The sequence below is a fragment of the Paenibacillus sp. JT22N15 genome (assembly GCF_059383755.1).
This window is the reverse complement of the sequence record NZ_JBXENV010000002.1, coordinates 377,403-401,166: the sequence shown is the minus strand read 5'-3', so window position 1 is coordinate 401,166 and position 23,764 is coordinate 377,403. Positions and strand designations below refer to the sequence as shown.

The 23,764-nt window shown below is 45.7% G+C and carries 19 protein-coding genes and 5 pseudogenes; 12 read left to right on the top strand and 12 right to left on the bottom strand.

Annotated features, from left to right (window positions below; all coding sequences use genetic code 11):
- Positions 1 to 288 precede the first annotated feature (288 nt).
- The 8 genes from AC50X8_RS05385 to AC50X8_RS05350 all read left to right on the top strand — a co-directional run bounded on the left by AC50X8_RS05385 (position 289) and on the right by AC50X8_RS05350 (position 11,735).
- Positions 289 to 1,875 (top strand): gluconokinase, encoded by a 1,587-nt coding sequence (locus tag AC50X8_RS05385; RefSeq protein WP_056031616.1) that lies wholly within the window; start codon positions 289 to 291, stop codon positions 1,873 to 1,875.
- On the top strand, positions 1,875 to 3,956 hold the full coding sequence (locus AC50X8_RS05380; RefSeq protein WP_494878996.1) for a beta-galactosidase: 2,082 nt from the start codon (positions 1,875 to 1,877) through the stop codon (positions 3,954 to 3,956). The genes AC50X8_RS05385 and AC50X8_RS05380 overlap by 1 nt, the downstream gene beginning before the upstream one ends.
- 158 nt (positions 3,957 to 4,114) lie before the next feature.
- A complete protein-coding gene (locus tag AC50X8_RS05375; RefSeq protein WP_494878995.1) occupies positions 4,115 to 5,413 on the top strand; it encodes an extracellular solute-binding protein in 1,299 nt (432 codons plus the stop codon).
- A gap of 79 nt (positions 5,414 to 5,492) precedes the next feature.
- On the top strand, positions 5,493 to 6,377 hold the full coding sequence (locus AC50X8_RS05370; RefSeq protein WP_056031606.1) for a carbohydrate ABC transporter permease: 885 nt from the start codon (positions 5,493 to 5,495) through the stop codon (positions 6,375 to 6,377).
- A 13-nt stretch (positions 6,378 to 6,390) separates the two neighbouring features.
- A complete protein-coding gene (locus AC50X8_RS05365; protein WP_235533073.1) occupies positions 6,391 to 7,281 on the top strand; it encodes a carbohydrate ABC transporter permease in 891 nt (296 codons plus the stop codon).
- An 82-nt stretch (positions 7,282 to 7,363) separates the two neighbouring features.
- Complete coding sequence (locus AC50X8_RS05360; RefSeq protein WP_494878994.1) at positions 7,364 to 9,145, top strand: cache domain-containing sensor histidine kinase; 1,782 nt, start codon at positions 7,364 to 7,366, stop codon at positions 9,143 to 9,145.
- Positions 9,142 to 10,782 carry a response regulator gene (locus AC50X8_RS05355; RefSeq protein WP_494865286.1) on the top strand — a complete coding sequence of 547 codons (1,641 nt, stop codon included), beginning with the start codon at positions 9,142 to 9,144 and terminating at the stop codon, positions 10,780 to 10,782. Before AC50X8_RS05360 ends, AC50X8_RS05355 begins: the two co-directional genes overlap by 4 nt.
- Before the next feature lie 182 nt (positions 10,783 to 10,964).
- Positions 10,965 to 11,735 (top strand): class I SAM-dependent methyltransferase, encoded by a 771-nt coding sequence (locus AC50X8_RS05350; protein WP_494878993.1) that lies wholly within the window; start codon positions 10,965 to 10,967, stop codon positions 11,733 to 11,735.
- On the opposite strand, the gene AC50X8_RS05345 is transcribed toward AC50X8_RS05350, so the two are convergent.
- From AC50X8_RS05345 to AC50X8_RS05330, 4 genes are all read right to left on the bottom strand, one after another.
- Positions 11,722 to 11,973 carry a hypothetical protein gene (locus AC50X8_RS05345; RefSeq protein WP_494865293.1) on the bottom strand — a complete coding sequence of 84 codons (252 nt, stop codon included), beginning with the start codon at positions 11,971 to 11,973 and terminating at the stop codon, positions 11,722 to 11,724. The genes AC50X8_RS05350 and AC50X8_RS05345 overlap by 14 nt on opposite strands.
- A gap of 98 nt (positions 11,974 to 12,071) precedes the next feature.
- Positions 12,072 to 13,526: an MDR family MFS transporter gene (locus AC50X8_RS05340; protein ID WP_494865299.1), complete on the bottom strand. Its 1,455-nt coding sequence runs from the start codon at positions 13,524 to 13,526 to the stop codon at positions 12,072 to 12,074.
- Between the two features lie 77 nt (positions 13,527 to 13,603).
- Positions 13,604 to 13,843 carry a hypothetical protein gene (locus tag AC50X8_RS05335; RefSeq protein WP_056031589.1) on the bottom strand — a complete coding sequence of 80 codons (240 nt, stop codon included), beginning with the start codon at positions 13,841 to 13,843 and terminating at the stop codon, positions 13,604 to 13,606.
- Positions 13,844 to 14,138: 295 nt separating this feature from the next.
- The gene (locus tag AC50X8_RS05330) at positions 14,139 to 14,510 is read right to left on the bottom strand and encodes a hypothetical protein (RefSeq protein ID WP_494878992.1); all 372 of its coding nucleotides are present in this window, start codon (positions 14,508 to 14,510) and stop codon (positions 14,139 to 14,141) included.
- Between the two features lie 193 nt (positions 14,511 to 14,703).
- On the opposite strand from AC50X8_RS05330, the gene AC50X8_RS05325 reads away from it, so the two are divergent.
- Positions 14,704 to 15,597 carry a helix-turn-helix domain-containing protein gene (locus AC50X8_RS05325; protein WP_494878991.1) on the top strand — a complete coding sequence of 298 codons (894 nt, stop codon included), beginning with the start codon at positions 14,704 to 14,706 and terminating at the stop codon, positions 15,595 to 15,597.
- 131 nt (positions 15,598 to 15,728) lie between these two features.
- On the top strand, positions 15,729 to 16,184 hold the full coding sequence (locus AC50X8_RS05320) for a VOC family protein (protein ID WP_056031581.1): 456 nt from the start codon (positions 15,729 to 15,731) through the stop codon (positions 16,182 to 16,184).
- Between the two features lie 162 nt (positions 16,185 to 16,346).
- Here the strand turns inward: AC50X8_RS05320 and AC50X8_RS05315 are convergent.
- From AC50X8_RS05315 to AC50X8_RS05285, 7 genes and pseudogenes are all read right to left on the bottom strand, one after another.
- Positions 16,347 to 16,472, bottom strand: a pseudogene (locus AC50X8_RS05315) (methyl-accepting chemotaxis protein); the annotation flags it as partial.
- A 186-nt stretch (positions 16,473 to 16,658) separates the two neighbouring features.
- On the bottom strand, positions 16,659 to 17,954 hold the full coding sequence (locus AC50X8_RS05310) for a M56 family metallopeptidase (protein WP_494879070.1): 1,296 nt from the start codon (positions 17,952 to 17,954) through the stop codon (positions 16,659 to 16,661).
- Positions 17,955 to 17,984: 30 nt separating this feature from the next.
- Positions 17,985 to 18,359 (bottom strand): BlaI/MecI/CopY family transcriptional regulator, encoded by a 375-nt coding sequence (locus AC50X8_RS05305; protein WP_494878990.1) that lies wholly within the window; start codon positions 18,357 to 18,359, stop codon positions 17,985 to 17,987.
- Positions 18,360 to 18,662: 303 nt separating this feature from the next.
- Positions 18,663 to 19,007, bottom strand: a pseudogene (locus tag AC50X8_RS05300) (ABC transporter ATP-binding protein); the annotation flags it as partial.
- Positions 19,007 to 19,834, bottom strand: a pseudogene (locus AC50X8_RS05295) (FecCD family ABC transporter permease); the annotation flags it as partial. The pseudogenes AC50X8_RS05295 and AC50X8_RS05300, both read right to left, overlap by 1 nt.
- A gap of 33 nt (positions 19,835 to 19,867) precedes the next feature.
- Positions 19,868 to 20,671, bottom strand: a pseudogene (locus AC50X8_RS05290) (FecCD family ABC transporter permease); the annotation flags it as partial.
- Positions 20,664 to 21,609, bottom strand: a pseudogene (locus AC50X8_RS05285) (ABC transporter substrate-binding protein). The pseudogenes AC50X8_RS05285 and AC50X8_RS05290, both read right to left, overlap by 8 nt.
- A gap of 407 nt (positions 21,610 to 22,016) precedes the next feature.
- On the opposite strand from AC50X8_RS05285, the gene AC50X8_RS05280 reads away from it, so the two are divergent.
- Both AC50X8_RS05280 and AC50X8_RS05275 read left to right on the top strand, forming a co-directional pair.
- Complete coding sequence (locus AC50X8_RS05280) at positions 22,017 to 22,196, top strand: hypothetical protein (protein WP_494878989.1); 180 nt, start codon at positions 22,017 to 22,019, stop codon at positions 22,194 to 22,196.
- Between the two features lie 22 nt (positions 22,197 to 22,218).
- Positions 22,219 to 22,866: a hypothetical protein gene (locus AC50X8_RS05275; protein WP_494878988.1), complete on the top strand. Its 648-nt coding sequence runs from the start codon at positions 22,219 to 22,221 to the stop codon at positions 22,864 to 22,866.
- 280 nt (positions 22,867 to 23,146) lie between these two features.
- On the opposite strand, the gene AC50X8_RS05270 is transcribed toward AC50X8_RS05275, so the two are convergent.
- The gene (locus tag AC50X8_RS05270) at positions 23,147 to 23,602 is read right to left on the bottom strand and encodes an AraC family transcriptional regulator (protein ID WP_494865315.1); all 456 of its coding nucleotides are present in this window, start codon (positions 23,600 to 23,602) and stop codon (positions 23,147 to 23,149) included.
- Positions 23,603 to 23,764 lie beyond the last annotated feature (162 nt).

Sequence of the window (23,764 nt, the reverse complement as noted above, 5' to 3'; positions counted from 1 at the left end):
ATTGTGAGGAAGCTGTGGCTGCCTGATGGAATTTGGGGGCTTTTGGAGTAAGCGAGGCCTAAAGCAGTAGGATTTTGAGTTAGCACTAAGAGAGCTTGATCGTTCTTCACGGGACGAACAAGCTCTTTTAGTGCTGTTTCAAATAGACGGCTTGCAAAAATATTTGCGAATGGCACCCAAAATAATTCCATTCATCAAAAGGGCGCTCTTCGCTATAATCTAGTCTGACCGTTAATACCAGTTAGGCTAATAGGCAAGTTTGTAATAAGAAACCTTATGAGCTGTTCGATGAAAGCCGCAGTATTCTGTACATGCAAAGGTGGGCTTAATTTGCTCGATAACGAAATTATAATAGGGCTCGATATTGGTACAACAAGTACGAAGGCTGTCGCCTTCGGTCCCCAAGGACGCATACGCGGTATTCATTCAGTGGATTACCCGCTCATTTATCCCCGTTCTTTATGGGTAGAGCAAGATCCTGAAAGCTTGTTTCAAGCGACTATCACAGCGATTAGAGAAGTAATGCGCCGATCGGGAGCAGCAGCGAATGAGCTGATTGGCATTGGCATTAGCTCAGCTATGCATTCATTGATTGTTCTGGATCGCTCTAATAAACCGATAACTCGAAGCATGATATGGGCAGATAATCGCAGCACCGGGCAAGTCAAGCGATTGAAGGAAGAGCTGGAAGGGGAACAGATTTACCTGCGAACCGGAACCCCTATGCATCCCATGTCTCCCCTATCCAAGATTCTCTGGTTGAAGGAGGAGGACCCGAGCTGCTACGAACAAGCAGGAAAGTTTATCGGCATTAAGGAGTACATTCTGTTTCGATTATTTGATCGCTTCGTCATGGACTGCTCTCTTGCATCAGCTACCGGCTTGTTCAATTTGCAAAAGTTTGGTTGGGACGAAGATGTACTGGAGCTTCTGGGTATTCGAGAGGAGCAGTTGCCCGTTCTTGTGCCAACGACAGAAATATTGAACGGCTTGAACCCCATCTGGGCCGAGCGTATGGGCATAAGCATGGATACTCCTTTTGTTATCGGAGCCAGCGATGGTGTTTTGGCCAATCTTGGTGTAGGAGCTATTGGAGCCGGGGAGCTAGCCGTAACGATCGGAACGAGCGGCGCCATTCGCATGATGTCCGACACGGCGATAACAGATTCGTTCGGACGCACCTTCTGCTATGCATTGAACGAGCAGCGCTGGGTAATCGGCGGTGCAACCAGCAACGGCGGTATTGTTCTCAACTGGCTGCGGGATAAGCTGGCATCAGCGGAATGGGAGGAGGCAGCCCGTCTTGGCGCAGATATATATGAGCTGATGATTCAGAGCGCTGATCGTGTCTCCTCTGGTGCTGACGGTCTGCTTCTCCTACCCTTTCTCTCTGGCGAGCGAGCTCCGTACTGGAACGCTTCGGCGCGCGGTGTTTTCTTCGGCCTTAACCTGCAGCATAAGCGGGAGCATCTGATTCGAGCCGGATTAGAGGGTGTAATCTACAGCATTTTATCCGTTGGGGAGGCGCTGCAGGAGATTGCGGGGCCAGCTCGGGAAATCCGCGCTTCTGGAGGCTTTGCCAAATCACCGATATGGAGGCAAATGCTTTCGGACATGCTGGGACGAGAACTGCTTGTTCCAGAAAGTCACGAGGCTTCTGCATTGGGGGCAGCTATCGTAGCTATGCAAGCACTAGGACACATCTCATCCATGGATGAGGCTAGAGACTGGATTCATATTGCGGGTCGCCATGAACCATGCCTTGATCGCCACGCTATTTATAGTGAACTGTTCGCTATCTACACGCGGCTGTACGAGCGACTTGAACCAGAGTTTAACCATATTTCACGTTTTCAGGAGAGGAACAGAATTTAATGACTAAGCTTACTAAGCAGTTTCAATTGGGAGTATGTTACTATCCGGAGCATTGGGCGGAGGAATTGTGGGAGGACGACTACAGACGTATGCGTGAATGCGGCTTTACGATTATTCGCGTTGCCGAATTCGCGTGGTCGATCTTTGAGCCGTCGGAAGGAGAGTTTCACTTTGACCTGTTCGACCGGGCTATTGCGGCTGCGCATAAGCACGGGCTTAAGGTCATTTTGGGCACGCCTACCGCAACGCCTCCTGCTTGGCTGACTACCAAGTATCCTGAAACACTTAACGCTGCTCAAAATGGCATGGTATACCAGCATGGCCAACGAAGGCATTTCACATATAGCTCTCCTGTTTATAGAAAGCTGGCAGCTCGTATCGCTCGGCAAATGGCTGAGCATTACAAGGATCACCCTGCTGTAATCGGCTGGCAGATTGATAATGAGCTGAATTGTGAAATGAACGTGTTTTATTCGCAAGCCGATCATATTGCATTCCGAAGCTGGCTGCAGGAAAAGTACGGCACTTTGGAACAATTGAATCATGCTTGGGGAGCGGTCTTCTGGAATCAGACCTACAGCGATTGGGAGCAGGTGCACCTAACTCGTCCAACGGTGTCTAATGCCCCTAACCCGCATCAATCACTAGATGAAAAGCGTTTTTTCTCAGATAGCGCCATCTCCTATTGCCGTATGCAGGCGGATATCATTAGGGACATCGTGCCAAGCTACCAGTGGGTCACGCATAACGGAATATTTGGACATCTGGACAACCATAAGCTGACACGGACATCGCTTGATTTTATGTCCTATGATTCATATCCCAATATTAGCACCATTATGCCCGATTCCGGGGATCGTCCTCTGCTGGATCAAAAATGGAGCTGGAACCTCAGTGTCGTGCGCAGCATTTCGCCACACTTCTGCGTAATGGAGCAACAGTCGGGCGCATGCGGCTGGTTTACCCGGCTGGAAACGCCAGCCCCTCTGCCAGGGCAGATGCGGCTTTGGACGTATCAGTCCATAGCTCACGGAGCAGATATGGTGCTGTATTTCCGCTGGCGTACGGCGTCCATCGGCACCGAGATGTACTGGCATGGCATCAACGACTATTCTAATCACGACAACCGTAAAGTGCGGGAAGCCGCTCTCGTGGGCAAGGAATTGCAGTTGGTTGGCAGCCAAATCGTAGGACAGCGTTATCTGGCAGAAGTCGCCATAATCAAAAACTACGACAATGAATGGGATGGCGAGTTGGACAGCTGGCATGGGCCGCTGGAGAGGTACAGCTTGCTCGAATGGTACAAAGCCTGCGTTCGCGCTCATATTCCAACCGATGCGCTCTACCTTGATGAGGAAACGACGCTGGAGGATCTGTGCTCTTACAAGCTGCTGGTGTATCCGCATGCGACGCTCATCACCACAGCCCACGCCAAGCTTCTAGAAGCTTATGCAAAACAAGGCGGTACGGTTATATTCGGCTGCCGCAGCGGCTATAAAGATGAGAACGGCCACTGCCGCATGGAGCCATTGCCGGGCCCGCTTGTCGATCTGTGCGGTATTGAAGTCGAGGATTTCACCCGTATAGGCCCGTATCAAGCAACACCAGATATTACGTTCGAGGAAGATGGAGGCACCCAGCTATCCGTACAAGCACCGGAATTTAATGATATACTCCGCATCACATCAGATTCGGCGCAAAGCGTAGGCCATTATAGTGGTGGAAGCTATTATGAGGGAAGTGTCGCAGTTTCCCGAAATACGCTGGGCAAGGGAACCGTTTATTATTTTGGCGCGGCATTTACTGAGATTGCGGCGACGAAGCTGCTGACTTTATCAGGGCTGTCCTCTCCCGCGGCAGAGTTAATGGAGCTGCCGGAGCAGGTTGAGCTGCACCGCAGACAGCGGATTGACAGTGAGCAAGATACTTGGTTTCTACTCAACTATGCGCATACCAGCCAAACTGTCGTAATCCGTCAGACGATGCGCGATCTGCTGTCGGGCAAGGTGATGCAGGGCGCTGTGACCATGCGGCCGTTCGATGTACTTCTATTAGTATCAGGTGGAGAAATAAACGAATAGTAAGATACAAGAAATAACTTTGGGAATTTTACCGTGATTGCCAAATGGCTAATATATTTACGGGTGTGCCTAAAGGAATTCCATTAAGCAAACGACCATTTATCTCTATAATAAAATCTGTAAGCGACAACAAGAAGACATAAAGAGGGGGATTTAAAATGAATCGTAGAAAGCGCTTTATCACATCCTTGCTATCCATTGGCATAGGGGCTTCGCTTGTATTGTCCGGATGCGGTAGTACAAATGACAATTCAGTAGCGCCAGGTACGAATGGCAATTCGGCGAAGGACGGCGGCTCGTTAACGCTGTGGATGTTTAATACGGATGACTATCTAAAGCCCGTAGCTGAAGAAATCGCTGAAGAAATGAAGATTAAGCTGAATTATGAATTCATAAATCCGGAAACATACAAAACGAAAATAAAGGTTGCTATATCAGCTAACGAGCTGCCGGATGTTTTTGCTCAATATGCAGGCAAATCGGAGAGAGAAAGCATCCTTAATTCAAAGATGGCTGCTCCGCTCAACGATACATTGCAGAGTACAGGACTGGAAGGAAGCTTTAACGATGGCATGTTGATTAAGGAAGCGGATGGAAACATCTATTCCCTGCCTTATCGCCCTGATCAATCCTATCTGCTGGCTTACAACAAGAAGCTGATGAATGAACTAGGCTTAAAGGCCCCGACTACGTGGGATGAGCTGATGAATGTCATCAAAATAGCGAATGACAAGGGGATTACCCCGATCACGCTGGGAGGCAAAGATCGCTGGCCGGGTGATATCATCTACAATCTGCTCGTGCTGCGTGAGGATAAGGATGCCTATACGAAGGCTCAGAATGGTGAAATGAGCTTTTCAGACAAGCCGTTTGTAGACGCGGCGGACAAAATTATCGAGTTGGTCAATGCCAATGCATTCCAATCCGGGTTTCTCGGCAACAGTGACCTGGAGGCGCGTGAGTTGTTCTATGGCGGCAAAGCTTTGATGATTGTTAATGGTTCTTGGATCTTTACGAAGGCGATCCCGGCTCTTGGCGATGACCTCGGCTACGTGAAATTCCCTAAAACGGGCGCAGAAGCTGATCCATTCTCGTCCAATATGGGTGAGAAAAGCACCGCTCCATATGGTCTGTACGTTAATGCTAATTCCAAGCAGCTTGAGCTGTCCAAGGAATTTGCCGTCCGTTATTCGCTTAAGGTGAATGAATCGCTTGCCAAGCTGGGACAAGCAACCTATGCGGAAACCGCAGTGAAGCCGGAGGGCGAGGTTAATGAGGCTTACGCGCAATATTTGAAAGATTACAGCGAATATTCTTTTATCCAAACGTTCTGGGGCAATACGGTACCGGCAGCCGTCAATGAGGAGAACCGGGATCTGAATCAGAAGCTCTTTACTGGCTCCCTGCCATCAAGTGAATTTGTGCAGATGATGGACAAAATCATGAAACAACAATAATGAAGGGACGGGGCACTGTAATTAATAGGTGCCTCTTCTTTTTATCGTAAATCGCAGCTAGCGTTAGGAGGAATCCCGCATGGAGAAGGCTTTATCAAACCGCTGGGTATTGGCATTGTTTCTGCTGCCCGGCTTGACCTTATTTTCTGTTTTCTTTTTATATCCTATCTGCCGAACGGTCTTCTTTAGTTTGCATGAATGGGATGGCATACAACCGATGAAATTTATCGGGTTCGACAACTATGTCAAAATGTTTACCAGTGACCCCAATTTCTATCCAGCTGTGCAAAACGGCTTTGTCTTCGTGCTGTTCTCTCTGATCTTTCAGTTGCCTGCTGCTTTTATTCTGGCCATGCTCGTATCTCGTAAAATCAAGGGCAGCAAATGGTTTCGTAATGTGTACTTTTTCCCGGTCATTATGTCCACTACAATGGTTAGCTTGCTCTGGAGCAAAATATACGATCCTGCCATCGGGCTGCTTAATGCTTTCTTGCGCTCCATTGGGCTAGAATCAATGACCCAGCTATGGCTGGGAGATACGAAGACCTCCTTGCTGTCAGTGGTTTTCGTTCTTGTTTGGCAATTTATCGGTTATCACATGCTTATTATGTTCGCGGGTATTCAGAGCATACCTGATCATATTTATGAGGCTGCCCGGTTGGATGGAGCAACAGGCTGGAAGTCCGTTCGACACATTACGCTCCCCCTTCTGTCCGATGTGCTGAAGGTGGATGTCGTATTGGCGGTTGTCGGCTCATTGAAGGTATTCGAGCAAGTCTATGTCATGACCGGAGGCGGGCCGGACAACAGTTCGACTGTTGTTGCTGTACGGATGTTTCAGGAGGCCTTCCTGAAAATGAACTTTGGTTATGGCAGTACGCTGGCTGTTTATCTGGTCGTACAATGTCTGCTGATCTCCTGGGTGATTAACAAGTTGATGTCGAGAAATACAGTGTATTCGTAGAGGAGTGGCACCAATGCAAAAACAATTAGCAAGCAATCATCCCTTACACCTTCCTGAGCAGCCGTCAAAAATGATTCGTCCAAAAAGTTTGAAAAAAATAGGGCTATACGCTTTTATGTCTGTCATCGGCCTGCTGCAGCTCATTCCTCTGGTATGGCTGGTGCTTATCTCATTCAAGAACAATAAAGAAATTCAGAGCAATTCCGCCTTCAGTCTACCCGAGACCTGGCAATTTCAAAATTATGTGGACGCCTGGGTCCAAGGAGAGATTGGCGATTATTTCTTTAACAGCGTAATTGTCACAACTATCACTGTAATCGTTGTACTTATGCTCGGCTCCATGATGGCCTATGCCTTGACTCGAATGAGATTCAGGTGGAGCGGACTATTGTCCATCATCATTTTGTCAGGGGTTATGGTTCCAGTCCATGCGACACTAGTACCGTTATTTACGCTGCTTAGAGACCTTGGTTTGTTGAAATCTCAGCTTGCGATAATATTGCCGTATATAACGGTTAATATACCCATTGCGATTTTCATATTGTCGAGTTTTCTGCGTGGACTTCCCAAGGAGCTTGAGGAGGCGGCGTTCATCGATGGATATGGCGTTATCCGCGCCTTCTTCCATGTCGTTCTGCCATTGCTGAGACCGGCTTTAGCATCCGTAGGAATCTTTGTTTTTCTCAACGTATGGAATGAACTGCTGATGGCCGTAACGTTTATTCAGAAATCCTCACTTCGTACTCTGCCTCTAGGACTCATGAACTTCAGCGGCGAATACAGCGTAGAGTGGGGGCCGTTATGTGCGGCAATGTTTATTTCAACGATTCCGCTAGTCATTATCTATTTATTTTTCAGTGAACAATTAGAAAAGAGCTTCACCGCCGGGTCTATCCTGAAATAAGTTTTTCTCCTCTCTCTGATGCTGGCTGGTATAATGGGGACATTCTCTAGCATCTAAGGAGTCGACTGACGGAGGGATATTCATGAATGGGATCAGAAAACTACACAATATGGGAATTCGCAGCAAGATGCTGATCATCAATCTATTGGTTATTTTTCCTAGTGTCCTGCTGTTGACTATTACGCTGTATCATATGACCAAGCAGCAGGCGGTAGAAAGAGCGGCAAGCAGCTCTCAATACAAGGTTTCGCTTATATCGAATACGATTAGCACCTTATTTAACGATATTGAGAACTATTCCAAGCTCGCCATTGTGAACAAGACCTATCAGTCGGTTCTGAAAAGCAACAGAATGGCCCAGTGGCATGAGATTGAAAATATCCAGCTGCTGTACGCCAGTCTCAATTCGCTTGTGGAGTCCAATCCCTATATTAATTCCGTTATAATTCAATCCATTAAGAGTGATAAGCTCTACTATTCAGAGAACTTGACCAATGTAGGGGCTAATGCAGCCGACCTGTATCCGAAGGAGCAGATGATAGCGGCTGCGGGTTCGCCTGTCTGGATTGAAACCTTTGAAAGCCCCTTCCTCGTTAACGCTGAAAAAGTAAATGTAATGGCGGTAGGCAGACGCATCATTGATATAGACGACGGCATGACCACCGGGTTTATTTTCATCAATATCGACGAGCGAAAGCTGCCCCAATTGTATGGTCGGGACGAGGAGCATCTCGACAGTAAAATGATGATAACCAATGCTGCCGGAACGATTATTTCCGCTAATGATCCAGAGCTGCTTCACAAATCAGTATACGATGAGGTATACGCGAACGAAGGGCGATTGATCATCTCATCGATGGAGATGGAGCAGAATGACTGGAAGATTGTATACGCTGTTCCTACTCAAACCCTTATGAAGGATCAATGGAAAATCACCCTGTTCATTGTTGGTTTTGGCGTCGCGGGGCTGCTGATTGCGTTCGCTCTTTCGGCTGTATTTTCCCGTTGGATTACCAGACCCATTATCCAACTGAGCCGAACGATAAAAGCGGTAAGCGAAGGCAATCTGGATGCACGGGCTGTCGTTTCGAATAATGATGAGATTGGCAGGGTGGCTCACAAATTTAATGAAATGATTGGGCAAATTCAAGATCTGCTGCAGACGATCAATCAAGAGGGGCGCCAAAAAAGGCTGCTTGGATTGCGGCTGCTATATTCACAGATCAAGCCCCATTTTATGTACAATACACTCGAAATGGTCAGATCCATGGCACTCATGGTAAATGCGCGAGATGTCAGTCGGGTAGTGAAGGCAATGGGAGATTTCTATCGCACCTCGCTTAATAATGGGCAAGAGCTAATTCCTGTCTCTCAGGAGCGCAAGCATCTGGAGAGTTATCTTTATATTCAAAAGGTTCGTTACAGCTACATTGATTATCGCATTGAAATGGATGAAGCGATTGAGAGCTGCTGGATTGCCAATATGCTTCTGCAGCCGCTAGTTGAGAATGCGATTCAGCACGGTCTGAGGGATAAGCGTGAAGGAGCTTTATGCTCGATTACGGGGAGGAAAACGGAGGAAAATGGCAGGCAGCTGCTTATTTTCACCGTTAGAGATAACGGGAGCGGCATGAGCGCAGAGCAGCTGAACCGGATTTGGCTAGGCAAGGAAAAGGATGGGGAACATCATGACTTGGACAGCTTTGGCATCGGCAGTGTACAAGAGCGGATTCTCCTGCTTTATGGAGAGAATTATGGGCTCTCCATTACCTCGACCCTCGGAGAGGGTGTTCAAGCAGAATTGCGAGTTCCTCTTGCGGCCAGCAGGGGGGAGCTTGAGGAAAGGGGGGCGTCTCAGTTATGAAGAAGCAATTATATCAAGTTCTAATTGTAGATGATGAGTATTATTTCCGTCAGCTGCTTATACAATTAATCGATTGGGAAGCACTGGGCTTCCGCATTAAGCATGAGGCCGAGAACGGGACCCAAGCACTCAAGCTGGCGCGGCAGGAGAACTATGATCTCATTATCGCTGACATTAATATGCCCGGCATGTCTGGTCTGGACTTTGTCGAATCGCTGCGATCCGAGTATATAAATACCAAGATCATCTTTATTACAAGCTATGATGTTTTTGAGTACGCCCGTGCGGCAATCAGTTTTGGCGCTTCCTATTATCTGCTTAAACCTATTGACGAGGACGAGCTCACCAAGGCGCTGGCCGCTGTACATGATGAGCTGTGTGAGGAAAATGAGTTTTCACGATCGATGGGCGAATTAAAGCAGCAGCTTGATCAGACCAAGCCCATATTGAAGGACCACTTTATTAGGCAATTCCTGCTGCATGAGCCGACGGTTAGTTCAGAAACGCTAAGCGAGCAAGCTCGTTATTATGGACTTAATCTGGCGTTCTCTTCTTATGCGGTCATTATCGTGGAGCTCGACGAGCTCAATACCCGATTTGCCAAGGAACAGGAGCGGCAGCTTTGGCGGTTTGCCGTACAAAATATTGTGCAGGAAACGTTGGGATCTGCGGGCGTTGATTGCACATTTATTAATATAGAAAAAAATCAGATTGCCGTATTGGCAAGCCTGTCTGAACATAGTGATGCTGCGCTTTTCGACTTATGCGAGCAGTCACGTATTTTTATCGATCAGAAAATGCATCTATTCGTCACATTTGGGCTGGGACAAAGCTACGAGAGCATTAGCCAAGTTTACTTGTCCTATTCGGAAGCGCTGTACCTGCTCAAATATAAGTTCACACAAGGCGGCAATCAGGTCATTGCTTATGCTCAGGAGCATGCGGGGGCAGAGGACGCTGTTTTTTCGCTGCCGATCGCTCGCTCTGAGTGGTTGACCGCGCTCCGTCAGAAACAGCAGGATACCGTTACTGAGCTCATTCGGCGTGCTTGCGATCATCTAATGGAAAGCAGGGCAAGCAAGGAGATAGCCCAGTTCGTGCTGATGGAGTGTGTATCGCTAGGCAGCGCAGCTATTCTTGAACGGGGAGGTTCTCTCCCTCCGGACTGGCTAACGGAAAGGCATCCACTCTTCCGCCAAATGCATATTTTGGAGACGGTAGCTGCCTTGCAGCAATGGCTGGAGACATTTTTTCGAGAAATGGTGTTTGTGGAAATAGAGAAACAGCTTCCTCGCAGTAAAAATTCAGATATTGTGACCAAGGCGGTAGACTACGTAATTGCCAACTATTCCAACGAGAATGTCAATTTGCAGGAGGCTGCACGCAGCCTGGCGGTCAATCCGAGCTATTTGAGTCATATTTTCAAAAAAGAGAAGGGTCAATCCTTTACCGAATATTTGACCAATATTCGTCTGGATAAAGCCATTGAGCTGCTGAAGGGTGTATCCTCCGACGGATTGATGTCATTGAAGGTTGTTGATGTGTCCATGCAGGTTGGATATACCGACCCCTACTATTTCAGCAAATGCTTCAAGAAGAAGTTCGGTATTGTGCCTAGCAAAACGATAAGGGGTTAGAGCTTTATGTATTAGAGAGGTTGGATTTAATAATGTGAGGCTTAGATTTTGATTGCAAAATGATACAGTTTTTAAATGAGTATATATAGTCTGTAACTATAATGTATATAGATTTAATATATTTAACTTATAAATGGCTCTATGCCATACTATCCCTAACCTAAAAGTTGGGAGATGATTTCATGAGTTCCAATCAAGTTTGGCAATCTGATCATTATGACCGCAATCTTGGATTTGTATCTGAATTGGGCAAGGATGTTGTTCGGCTTTTGAATCCGATGAAGGATGAAAAAATCTTTGATTTGGGCTGCGGAACCGGTGATTTAGCACATGAAATTAGTCAAGCTGGCGCACATGTTACAGGGATGGATTTATCAGAGGCAATGATCGAGCAGGCGCAGCACAAATATCCCAAAATCCAATTTTTTGTTGGTGATGGCGAACATTTCACCGTAAATTCTACGTTCGATGCCGTCTTTTCCAACGCAGCGCTGCATTGGATGAAGAACCCGCGGTCGGTACTGACGGGTGTACGGAATAGTTTGAACCCTGGCGGAAGGTTTGTTGCAGAGTTTGGCGGGAAAGGAAATGTGGAAACGATCGTTCAGGCCATTGGCGAGGTGCTGCATGAGGAATTCGGCATGGATGCTGGCAAGCTGAATCCCTGGTATTTCCCAAGCATCGCCGAATACAGCGCATTGTTGGAACAGCAGGGCTTCCGCGTCACCTATGCGCTTCACTTTGATCGGCCAACAAAGATCAACGACAATGAGCAAGGCTTGGATCATTGGCTGAGGGGCTTCGCCGACAATTTCTTCAAGGCACTTTCTGAAGCGGAGCGGACTGCCGTTTGTTCGAAAATAGCTGCTAAAGCCCGCAACGAATTGTTTCATGATGGTTCATGGTACGCGGATTATAAACGATTAAGAGTGATGGCGATTAAACCGGAGTAGAGTGGTTTTTCCCCGAAGCATCAGTCTCGCCGATAAAGCTTGAGCTTGACGCAACGTCTGGTGATGCAATTAAAGTATCATGAGAAAACGATGCCGTAACTATGGCAGTAATGATTTCCAGTGCTATTGAATTTGCCAATTGTCCAAATTCAAAGGTGATACGAAGGATAAATTCAACCATTTGCAAAATGCGACTCGCGCCAAATCGGAAGTCGTCATCAAAGCGCTGCTGCTTCATTTGAAATTCATTAAATGAATAATTGCTAGGTTGTAAGCTGTATAGGGTGAACCCGGGTATCCGGGTTCACCCCTATTCGTTGTTTTTAGGCTGTGAACTTATGATTCGATCTGTGCTTGTAATGAATCACTTTCATGATGTTCAGGCAGCTTTTTTATAAACCAGCTTATTACCAAAACAAGGACGACGAGAATAAATTCGATCCAAAAAACCGTTTGCACACCGGCGACCATGCTCTGTGTCTTCTCCAGCATTGCAGTAGGATCGAGCGAATGGTGGAGATAACGATTGGCTCCAGACGACATGATGCCGACGAACAATGCGATGCCAATTCCCCCTGCAATCTGTTGGAGCGTGTTGTATATGGTTGTGCCATGGGGGACCAGGTGCCGCGGAAGTTGATTCAATCCTGCCGTCTGAGCCGGCATGACGACAAACGATATGCCTAAGAATAAGAGGACATGATTGAACAGAACGGAACCTCGCGTTGTATCACTGTCGATGCTGGCAAACAGCCACAACGCTATGGCGATCAAGAACAGTCCGGGCAAAATGACAAATCGCGGTCCGAATTTATCGAATAATTTCCCTGACACTGGCATCATCATGCCGTTCAAGATGCAACCTGGCATCAGAAGTAAACCTGTTGCGAAGGCTGTCAACTGCATCACATCCTGCAAATAGATTGGCAGCAATGTCGTTGTGGCAAATAGAACCATCATCAGGATTACAACCAATATTGCAACTAGAGAAAAAGTGGGATGCCGGAATACGGAAAGATCGAGCAACGGCTCTTTAATCCTGAGCTGCCGCCATACAAGCAAGAGCAAGAAGAGGCTTCCTATGGCAAGCAACCCGTAACCCTCAGGCTCGGCCCAGACACTGGTTTGGCTGAAGCCGTAGGTGACGCAACCGAAACCGACGGTTGACATCACAATGGATAAAAGATCGACCCTTGGCTTGGTCAGTTCTGTTACATTTTTCAAGTAAAAGCTTGCATAAATAATTGAAAACAGGGCGACAGGAATGACCATGTAGAACAGCCATCGCCAGTGAAAGGTATCGATGATCAACCCCGACAAAGCCGGCCCGATGACAGGGGCGACCATAATGACCAGCCCCATGAGACCCATGGCGGAACCCCGGCGTTCTGGAGGATAGAGGGCGAGAATCGTATTCATCATGAGTGGAACCAATAATCCTGTCCCGCAAGCCTGAACAACCCTGCCCATCAGCAACAATCCGAATCCCGGGGATACTGCACACAAGCAGGTGCCGGCTAAAAATAATGCCATCGCAGACATAAACATCTGACGTGTGGTGAACCATTGCTGCAATAATGCGGTCACTGGCACCAGTACGCCGATAACGAGCATATAGCCCGTCGATAACCACTGTATGGTCGCGGCAGCAACGTTGAATTCCCGCATCAATCCAGGAAGCGCGTTGGCAAGCAAATTTTCGTTAAGAAACGCAACAAATGCACCGATGAGCAGCGCGGTTAACATCGGTCCTCTCTTTATTCCACTTGCCTCTTGAACGCGTTTGTTCATCTTCTACCTCCCGAATATTCATTGTGTTATGTCCTTTCGTAATGCATGGACACCGATTCGCCAGTCTGGCGTGCAGATTATCCTACACCATCACTTTCTAACAAGGAATAGAAATTATCGCGGTCTTCATCATCGAATTTGCCCAGTGTCCCTACCCTGACAAATTCATGTCCACCATTCATGTCGATTTCCTCGCCATACTTATTGTAGAGCGCAATCATAGTGCCATCCCGATTCAACTCCATGTACCCGTAACAATCTGCTTCAGGCGCTTCATTGTAAAGGAGTGTAAATCTGATTTTTTCTACCCTGTTCATGTAACTCTTCCTTTCCTGTTCTTTGTGTGTAGATCCCTTATCTCCCTAATGACCTGAAGAAAATTTTACGTGAAAAAGGATGAAATGAAAAAAGCGATATCGCTCTTCATACTCGGAAATTCATTCCTATTTCAAAAGAATAAAGGGGGATTCCACGTTATGTCGCTCATTTGCAAATTATCTCTTGACGGGATGAGGTTTGGCGATTATGATAACGTGCCGATTAACTCAACAAAGTAAATCAATAAAAAGGCCGACTTTTCGAAGTGCCTCGGCACCGAATTGTCAGCCTGGATTAGCCCCAGCTATTGGATATTACTTGGTAACCATCTTCATCTGTAATAGGGACAACTTCTTTAGGCGGAACATTATCGGTAATACCTGAACAGTATATTGGGATCTTTTCGCCTGCGGAAAGCTCGTCCAACTTTGAAAATAACTTCATAAAATGTTTGAAGTTTATTCCATAATAGTTATCAACTGTACGATTGACCTTGCTGTCTGTAACTACAAGTAATAACGCAACCTCCCCGGAAGTCTTAGTATTGTCAACGGCTCCTACGGAAGCCGTTAAATTCTTAGCGAATGCTACAGACGGATTTCTTAATAAGGGTTTGTTGCCCTTGGCAAAACTATATTTTTGGAACTGATGTAAAAGCTTTATCAATAAGAATTAGCATGGTAGAATAAACGTTTCTAACCATGTTGTCACAAGATGATTGAACAGCTTTAATCAGCAGCATGTCATTGTTTTCATAAAAGTAATCCCGTAGAAATCACATGAAGTGAGCCTCTTCGAACGAAACTTATATCTAAGTTAAGTATAGTCTACAAATATAATTCCTAAGGAGTCATGTCCATTGGCTGTACCCTTGAGTAAATTGACAAAAATACCCCGGATTCTAATCAAAACACCAACCCATCAACAAAGAATATTGAGAATGAATGGACTGTCTGCCATTGAATCTTGCACACGTACTGAAGGCGCCACTGGCACGTTGTTTCTAGAAGACCATATGCTCTTATTCGTAATGGAAGGGATGTATACCGTACGGTTTGGAACCGAGGTGCATACGGTGAACAAGCATGAAATGGTGCTGATCCATAAATCCATTGCGTTCCAATATGAAAAAAGCGGGGAACCGAACTTCGATTATGTACTCAACTATATGATGTTCTTCTTAAAAGACGAATTAATTAACGAGTTTATGAAACTAGCGGATTATACTCCTACTTCAGCATCTAGGACACCGGCTCCGGTATCTGTACATACGATTGATGATAGACTCTTCAGCTATCTGGAATCATTGAGACCGTATTTCAATGAACCGGAACGGATTAGAGATGGGTTGGTTAAGGTGAAGTTATTAGAATTATTATTTGGCATAGCCGATAGAAATGATATTTTCCTGTCTGAGCTTGCTCAGATTAAGCGCCAAGAACGAAAAAGCATCAAGGACGTCGTTGATGCGAATATCACAAATCCCGTAACCTTGCATGATCTCGCCTACTTATCTGGCCGAAGCCTATCCTCCTTCAAACGTGATTTTAAAGCGATCTATAATACTTCTCCGCTCCAGTGGATACGAAATCGCCGATTGGATAAAGCACAAGAAATGCTAATCCATTCGTCCTTATCCGTAACTGAAATTTGCTTCTCAACGGGTTTTGAGAACGTCTCACACTTCTCCAAAGTGTTTAAGCTGAGATTTGGAATCCCACCTTCCGCACTCAAACAACCGCCAAAGTTCTGATGATCTTAACCTTGAGCTGAATGAACAACGGATTTGGACCTCCGAACAAAGTATAGTGTGTATTCATCTGGTACATTTATACATGTCAACCAGACGAAGTCTAGTCCTATAAAATCCAAGGAGGAAAAAACATGCATGACTCTAACCTTCGGCAGGATTCTGCTGCCACCCCTATCGCGTCACTGAAAGGTCATCATATCGCCATCCGTGTGCCAGACTACGAGGCTGCAAAGAGCTGGTACGTGGAGAAGCTGGGCTTCCGTGTCATTCAAGAATGGCCGTTTGGAGACCTGCACCTTGCTTATGTCGCTCCGCCCCATGACGACTCCTTTTACTTTGAGATCATTGGAGACGGAGAGGTAAATGACGCGCCCATTTACCATGATATTAACAGCAGTATGTATAAAGCTGGTCACCATCACCTCTGCATGACCGTGAACGACGTGGATGAAGCGATTGCGTATTTGGATTCAAAAGGGGTCACCATCATCGGGGTGCCCTTTAACTTGGAGGCCATCCATCGCCGCCTCGCATTTTTCACCGATCCGTGGGGGAATTTATTCGAATTGGCTCAGGTGATAGATTAATAAATCCAGATGATTCATCTCTTTTCAAGTATTATCCTCATACGAAAAGAAACGATTGTGCATGCTCGCAGAAAACCCACCCTGGCTATTTAGTCTAAAGGTGGGTTTTCTGCGAGCATAGAGGTGCTTTCACTGCTAGCGAATGGGTCTGCCTGCTGCGGCAGCCTCAGCAGTATCATGTCTAACCCCATCAATCAGCCCGCTGACCTGTTCAGCCGCATGCTGAGTCTGTTCGGCGAGCTTGCGCACCTCTGAGGCAACGACAGCGAAGCCTTTTCCTTGTTCACCGACCATAATGAATTTCCATAGGTGGACAAAAAAACTGCAAAAAGCGCAGGTTTCGGGCTAATTCCGCCTTAAAACCTGCGCTTTTTTTCGTAAAATGAATTCTGCCGAGCTCAATGGGGATGTTCACCGCAGATTAAAACCCTTTCGGGACAACCCCTTCACAATGAGCCTCTATTTTACTGGAGACTATTTAACTACTGCTTCAGCTGGAGCTATAGAAGGAACAGGAATGGGTTCCGCAACGGCTGGTTGATTATCACTAGCTGCCGCAGATGGAGCAGTGAAAGGAACAAGAGCGGGCTCTGTTACGGCTGCTTGACTTTCACTAGCCTCGTCAACTGAAGCGACAGAAGGAACAGGAATGGGTTCCGTAACGGCTGGTTGATTATCACTAGCTGTCTCAGATGGAGCGATAGAAGGCACCGGTTCCGCTGATGAGTTGGCCGTGTGGTTTTCGGCGTTGGCCATTTTATCCTCAGCTACCTTGGGCGTATTGCCTGATGCCCATACCGCAGCGGATGTGCTGATTACAGCTACCGCAAATACCGCTGTAATGGATAGAAAAATGTTTTTTTTGCTCAGGTTCTTAACATTTAGCATCAGAATTAATCTCCTTTTTAATTGTTTTCCGTCACCGGATAAAGAGGCGCCGAGCTGTACGGGAATATTTTTTGATTCTGCTATTACGTTTAAAAGGGTTTGCCCGTAACGTATGCGCTCGGCATGGGACATGCCTTTGACCACCTCTTCATCGCAGGACAGCTCGCTCCATGTATGAATGTCCTTACGAAGGATATGAACCAAAGGATTAAACCAATGTAAAGCGCTGGCTCCTAGCGTAAAAGCTTTAACCCATATATCCTTGCGTTTCAGATGAATCAGCTCATGACGGATAATCATGCTCATGTCTACGTTTGTGGTACTAACCATAGGGAGATAAATGACAGGCTTCCAAAGCCCAACAAGAATGGGACTCTGAATGGAGGAGCTAAAAGCAAGCCGGACCTTGCTTTTAAGTCCAAGAGCCTGCTTAATCAGGTAAAGCTGGTTAACCGCCTCGCTGTTTAATGGGACGGCAGTACTCGTATTTGCCAGTTGCTTTAAAAATCTGCGGTAACAATACGTTTGCCAAGCTGCAAAAGCTACAACTCCGATTGCCCATATGGCTATTACAAAAAAGGCTGCATTTGTTGAAATCGTCCATTCCGGAAAGAGCGGCTCAGGCTTGAAGCTCAATAATGCTCCGGGCTGGGCATGCTGTACGATCGAAGCAGATTCATTCATGCTGGAATCGTTTGGCGTACGGAATGGGATCATTCGCGAAATCCACTGAATAATAAGAACGACGGGGAATAAATACAATCCTACCGCCATTTTGTCAATCACGTACCGCCACTTCGTAGGCCAAATCTCGGTGGATAGGTGCTGTGACAACCAAATACAAGCGACAACGACATTTCCAGCTACGGTTAGGGTAAACATCAATGTAAAAATGGTATTCATATGCAGCACCTACTTTTCCGACAGCCATTTTTTCAGTTCCGCAATATCCTCGTCCGATAACTTGTCACCATCATACAAAGCAGAAACCATGTTCTTGACGGAGCCTTGATATAAGCCATCCAGAACTTGCTGCGTCCCTATTAGCTTGTAATCCTCGGCCGAAATAAGCGGCTCGTATTTATTGATCCGTCCATGCCTTGCAGTAGTTAGCGCCCCTTTATCGACTAGACGTGAGAGGAAGGTGGAAATGGTCTGTGCCTTCCATTCCTTCCCCTTTAGGGCGAACATACTCAGAAGCTCAGTAGATGTGACAGGGGGCGTGCACGCCCAAATGACCTCCATTAGCTCTAATTCAGTATCCGATAACTTTTGAATCTGGTTCACGGTGAACACCTCTTTACTTCGTTATGCGTCCATAACGAGCTTTGTTACTACATGATGTAGTAAATAAAACCTACTACATTTCGTAGTAGGTTGTCAAGTTAAACGGATTAACGGCCGTAGCTGTAGTGATAATTAAATTCAACATCGTATCCCATTTGAATCTGAAGCATTTTTCAAGTTAGCTTTAGGGAAATAGTAAATGTCGGGGTATGGTGCGCTGATATAATAAAAACCATTTGGGAGTTAAGCAGCATAGGGCTGGGTTAGGTGAAAGGAGGTTTAATGCGGGTTTTACAGAAAGATCCATCCGCCGAGTAATGATTGGTGCGGAAACCTTCCCCGTCCCACCAAGTCCGCTACAGAAATGCCTTCCGGAACAATAGGGGATTGCGGCAGCAGTCCTACCATTCGAGCCAATTGTTTAGGCGGGATTTTGCCGAGTGGCTTGCCATCAAGGGTGATTTTGCCCGATGCAGGTTTTATAAGCCTGGCCAGTGTTTTAAGAAGCGTAGACTTACCGCAGCCATTGGAGCCAATAATAACGCTTATTTTATTGCTAGGTATAACAAGATCTACTCCGTGAATAACCGTTTTATTCTCATAGCCCGCTACGATTTGTTCGGCTTGAAAAATATGTGTCGGTTTCATTATAATTCTCCCTTTCGATTCATTCGGATTAACAAGAAGATTAGATAAGGCGCTCCGAGCAATCCGGTAATGATGCCTACGGGGAATCTGTACTCAAAAGCAAATTGTCCGATTAGATCTGCCGCCAGGACCAAATTAACGCCAACCAGTCCCGCCGGGATGATGTTCGAGAAGCCGGCTCCGACCATTCTTTTTGCGATCGGTCCCGCAAGGAAGGAGACAAAGGCTATTGGATCCGTGGTAGCCGTAGCAATAGCAATCATGATGACGGAGCTCACAATTAGCGCAATTCTTGTCCTGTCCGTGTCCACGCCGAGAGAAGAAGCCGATTGTTCGCCAAGCTCCAATATGTTTAGATGTTTTCCTAGAACAATAATGATAGGAGTAAAGATAATAACCGTTATTATAAGAGGCGGAAGCTCACGCATTTGAGAGCCATTGAGGCTGCCTCCGAGCCATCTGAGCGCTGAAGGGATATCTTGTTGGGCGCTAACGAGCAGAAGATAGGATATGACGGCGTCAAGCATAGCCTATATGCCTATTCCGACAAGAATCAATCGCCCGATTGAAAATGTTTTGCCCCTGGATAATGCATAAATCAGAATGACAATAGCTAGACCGGCGATGACAGAAGCAATGGAAATCACTGCTCTGCTTGAATGAAGGATAGTGATGCAAAAAACAGCCGCCGCGCTGGAGCCGGAGGTAATACCGATGACATTCGGGTTCGCAAGAGGATTGCGCAGCATCGTTTGGAAGACATAACCAGCAATGCCGAAAGCAAATCCAGCGAAGAGACCAGCCAGCATTCTCGGTAAACGTATTGTACTAACCGCAAAAGATACGCCTTTAAGCTGCTCTCCCGAGAGCGCAGTAGCAGCTCCACACAAAATAACACCTGCAAAAGCTGCAATAAACCTTAGCAGCCCTGTCCGAACGCCTAGTCCAGTCGCAACATCGTCTCCCAGTGCCAGCGCATTTAGTGCCGGGGCAGCCATAAAAGCGATTAGTAAGCCAACGATTAGAAAAGGGATGAAGGTAGTAATAGCGCTCCAGGTTGCCGAACCGACGCTTCCTACTTGCCAAAATCTGAACTGATCCATAACATAGGAGCGCGGAATCATGATGGCGGTAACCAGAGAAGCAAGGGCGGCGCTGGTGGCCGCCCCCGCCAAAACAAGCTTAATGGGCGTGGCGCCGCCACGTCCCATAGAGCCGATTCCAAATACGAACACTGCCGTAATTCCAGCTCCGGCTAAAGCAAGCCATATATATTGATTGGCGCTGCTAATATTCAAGAACGCAATCCCACAGACGACAAACAAAGATGCGCCTGTGTTGACTCCCAGTATGCTTGGATCTGCAAGCGGGTTGCGAGTGACCGACTGCATAATCGCCCCGGAAACGCCCAGAGCGACACCGCACAATAAACAAAATACGGTTCGAGAAATTCGCTTGCGAACGACGTTAGCCCCGAAGGAATCAATGTCCTGGTGAAATAAACCGTCTATCAGTTCATTAAGCTTTACAATTCGAGCGCCTAAAACTAGAGATGCGACCACGCATACGCCGAGCAGGACAATGCAAATAATCAGGACCATCTTAAAGTTCCCCGGAATAGGCGAGGTGAGCTGTTTGTTTTTTGAAACGGAAGAACTATTCATTTATTTTGTCAATGGCTCCTCCAATTAATGCAAGGTATTCATCAATGGTATAAGCAATGGAAAGTGGGTTTGGAGTTCCAGCAGCTACTAAAGGCGTATCGCTATCAATAAAAGCAACAGAGCCTCTCGCGATCGCAGGAATTTTGCCAAGCAGCGTATCGGCTTTAAGCGTTTGATACAATTCGTCATTGCCATATCCAACGAGGAGATCCGCATCGTTCAGAGCTTCGACGTTCTCAGAGCTTAAAGTTAAAGAGTAGCTGGTAGGGTCAGTAATTTGCTTCGAAATACTTTCAGGATAAACCATTCCTAGCTCATGCAAGAAAGAAACACGAGATGCCCATACCAGTTGCATTTAATAGAACTTGCTCCCGCCATGCGGTTGCCCAAGGTGCAGTCGGATAGGCTACAACAGGAGCGATTTGGCTAAGCAGATCGTAGTCTTCCTGAGTAATACCAGAGTAAGCAGCAAGAATCACATCCGGGTTTGAATCCGAAATGGCCTCAAAATCTAGGCCGTCCGTATCTTGGTAAACATTAGGATCGCTTACGCCAAGCTCCTTAAGCTTTTCTGCTGTCCAAGGCAATAGTCCGCTGCCATCTTGGACGCCGAAGTTCGCTGCCGAGAAGCCTACAGGAACAACGCCAAGAGCTAGTACGACGTCGTGATTCGCCCATTGAACCGTAGCGACGCGTTCAGGCTTGCTTTCAATAACGGTCTCGCCAAAAGCATGCTTGATCACGATCGGATATTGGACCGTTTCGGTTGGGGAAGCGGAAGCTTCTGTCTGAGGAGCTTCGGTACTTGCCGATTCACTTGCAGCCGGAGATGGTGAAGCCGTCGAATTGGAATTTTGACTGCCGCAACCTGCTAGCGCGATTGCAAGCACTGCAATAATAATTAGCGTGGATAAAGAGAACTTTCTTTTTGTATTCATGTGTGAACCCTTCCTTATCTTGAAATATATTTTTGTTGGCGATGACTATCTTTGCAGAGTAAACTCGCATCAATCGTGATGTTGTAAAAATTATGAAAAAAATAGCTTCTCTGAATTTCGATAATGATTCTCATCATCGATGAAGAAGGGATGCAATAGCATAAAACAAGCAATGCAAACGTTAGAGTAAGTATTGGACGTATACATTTTATGCTAATTTTCGACCATCTAATTGATTCGTTCGACCTGTTTCTTGCAAGTTCTAAAAAAGGTAAAATTTATATATATTTACTATTGTGTACTTATTCCTTTTTAAAAGGAGTGTGAATTGTAAGAAACAATAGGTTGAGGAATTCAGATTACGGCAGTTTGTATAACAGCATACAATAGAGGTGGGGGGAGAAATGTTGAATAAAACAATTAAAATAACACTTTTCATTGTAGCTATATTTTTATTGTTAGATTCATTCGGAAATATTTTTGGCGAAATGATATTGATGAAGAAAATATTTGCAATATTAATTGCTGTCATTTCTTTGATAATAGGGTACTTTGCTTTGCGAGATAAAAATAAAAAGAAGGAGTGATTTTGTTGGGATTAAATGGAAAATGAAATTTGTAACAGTAATCTCTGCTTTTGCTCTGCTTTTTTCGACATCTGGTGTATCAGCAACCTATGCATCATCCTTACTCGGTGAAGATCAAATAAACAATCAATTAGTAATTGAGCTTCCAGAAATAACGGATGAAAATTTGGAAATTGCATTAGAAATTGCAAATTCGGATTTAGAAGAAACAGCTGTATTTATTAACGGTGGATTTAAAAATTTTTATGAAAATTATGAATCGGCAAACGTTTCTAAAGTAGCTTTTGACAAATTTAATGAAACCTTAATTGCACTTAATAAACAAGTTGAAGATGGAATATTTATAACAAATGGAAGCCTTCTAGATTTACAAATCAATAATGAAGCCGATGAGACTATTATCGATATGGTTCAACCTTCTTTCACAGTTGAAACAGAATGGTATGGACATGTTCTTTTTATAAACGCTAGTGAGGCTAGTAAGGTACAGAAAGTATTAGCTGCGGGCGGAGGAGCAGCAGGTATAGCATCGGCTTTAGGTGGAATTAGTGCGGTATGGGCTGCTGCTTTATACTTTTTATACGGCATAGGTGAGATATGCAATTGGAATAATAACGGGTATTATGTACACCAACCATGGGCAGGGCCAATTTGGTGTACTCCTAATTGAAAAGGTAAAAGCAAAAGGCTTTTACTTTGATTTTTTTGAATTTAAAGATGAGTCAATATAAGCGCTTAATCGTCCTTAAATGGAGGATTAAGCGCTGTTTGTGCGAGTTCAAACCAAGATATCTGGGTAGAGAGTCGTCACGTAGATGGTGTCTGAAAGTCGGCCCGGAGCGATCGCATCGTTCACGAGTTTGAGTGCTATGACAGTTTGTGAACAAGTGACCTGTCATAGCCTTTTGTACGTGTCTTAGGAGGTTGTAGATTATCGTGATTTTAGAAAGTTATACAGGTTTAATCGGCACGCATATTTCGCAAAAATCATTGATAAGCATTTCACCAATGTATCTTTCTAAAATTGGTTTATTGTCCATTTGGTATCCGTTGTTCTGCAAGTATGGAAAAATCTCATTCCATGCTCTTTCTATAGCTTTCGCTGTATGTTTGATTTTGCAAATAATATACGTTCCACCATCAAGCTGGCCTTCGCTAATGGAATCATCATCTGGATAATCCTTTGCAATGACAATACATGCATCATATCGACAGTTTTCCGGCTTTGTTGTTTCAGGGTTATCTTGTGGCACTCCGAGCAGGATAGTCGATTCGGTAAGCAGCTCTTTCCCCTTAGCCCATTGTTTCAGCTTCTCCATTGCTTGACTATTGGCAGGACCATATGGACCTACTTGTCGCACATAGGCAATACGGTATTTCGGCAAAGTTTCGATTTTAATATTCATTATTTTATTTCCTTTCTTCATTAGAATTGACTACATTTGGAATGCTATCATGCTATAAAATAATATTCATTATTTTTTTGGGAAAAGTAAGGGAGAGTGAGAGGGGAATCTAGCTTGTATCCGGCGCGAGCAAAGGATCAAGAGATGGATTCGTTAGAGGAG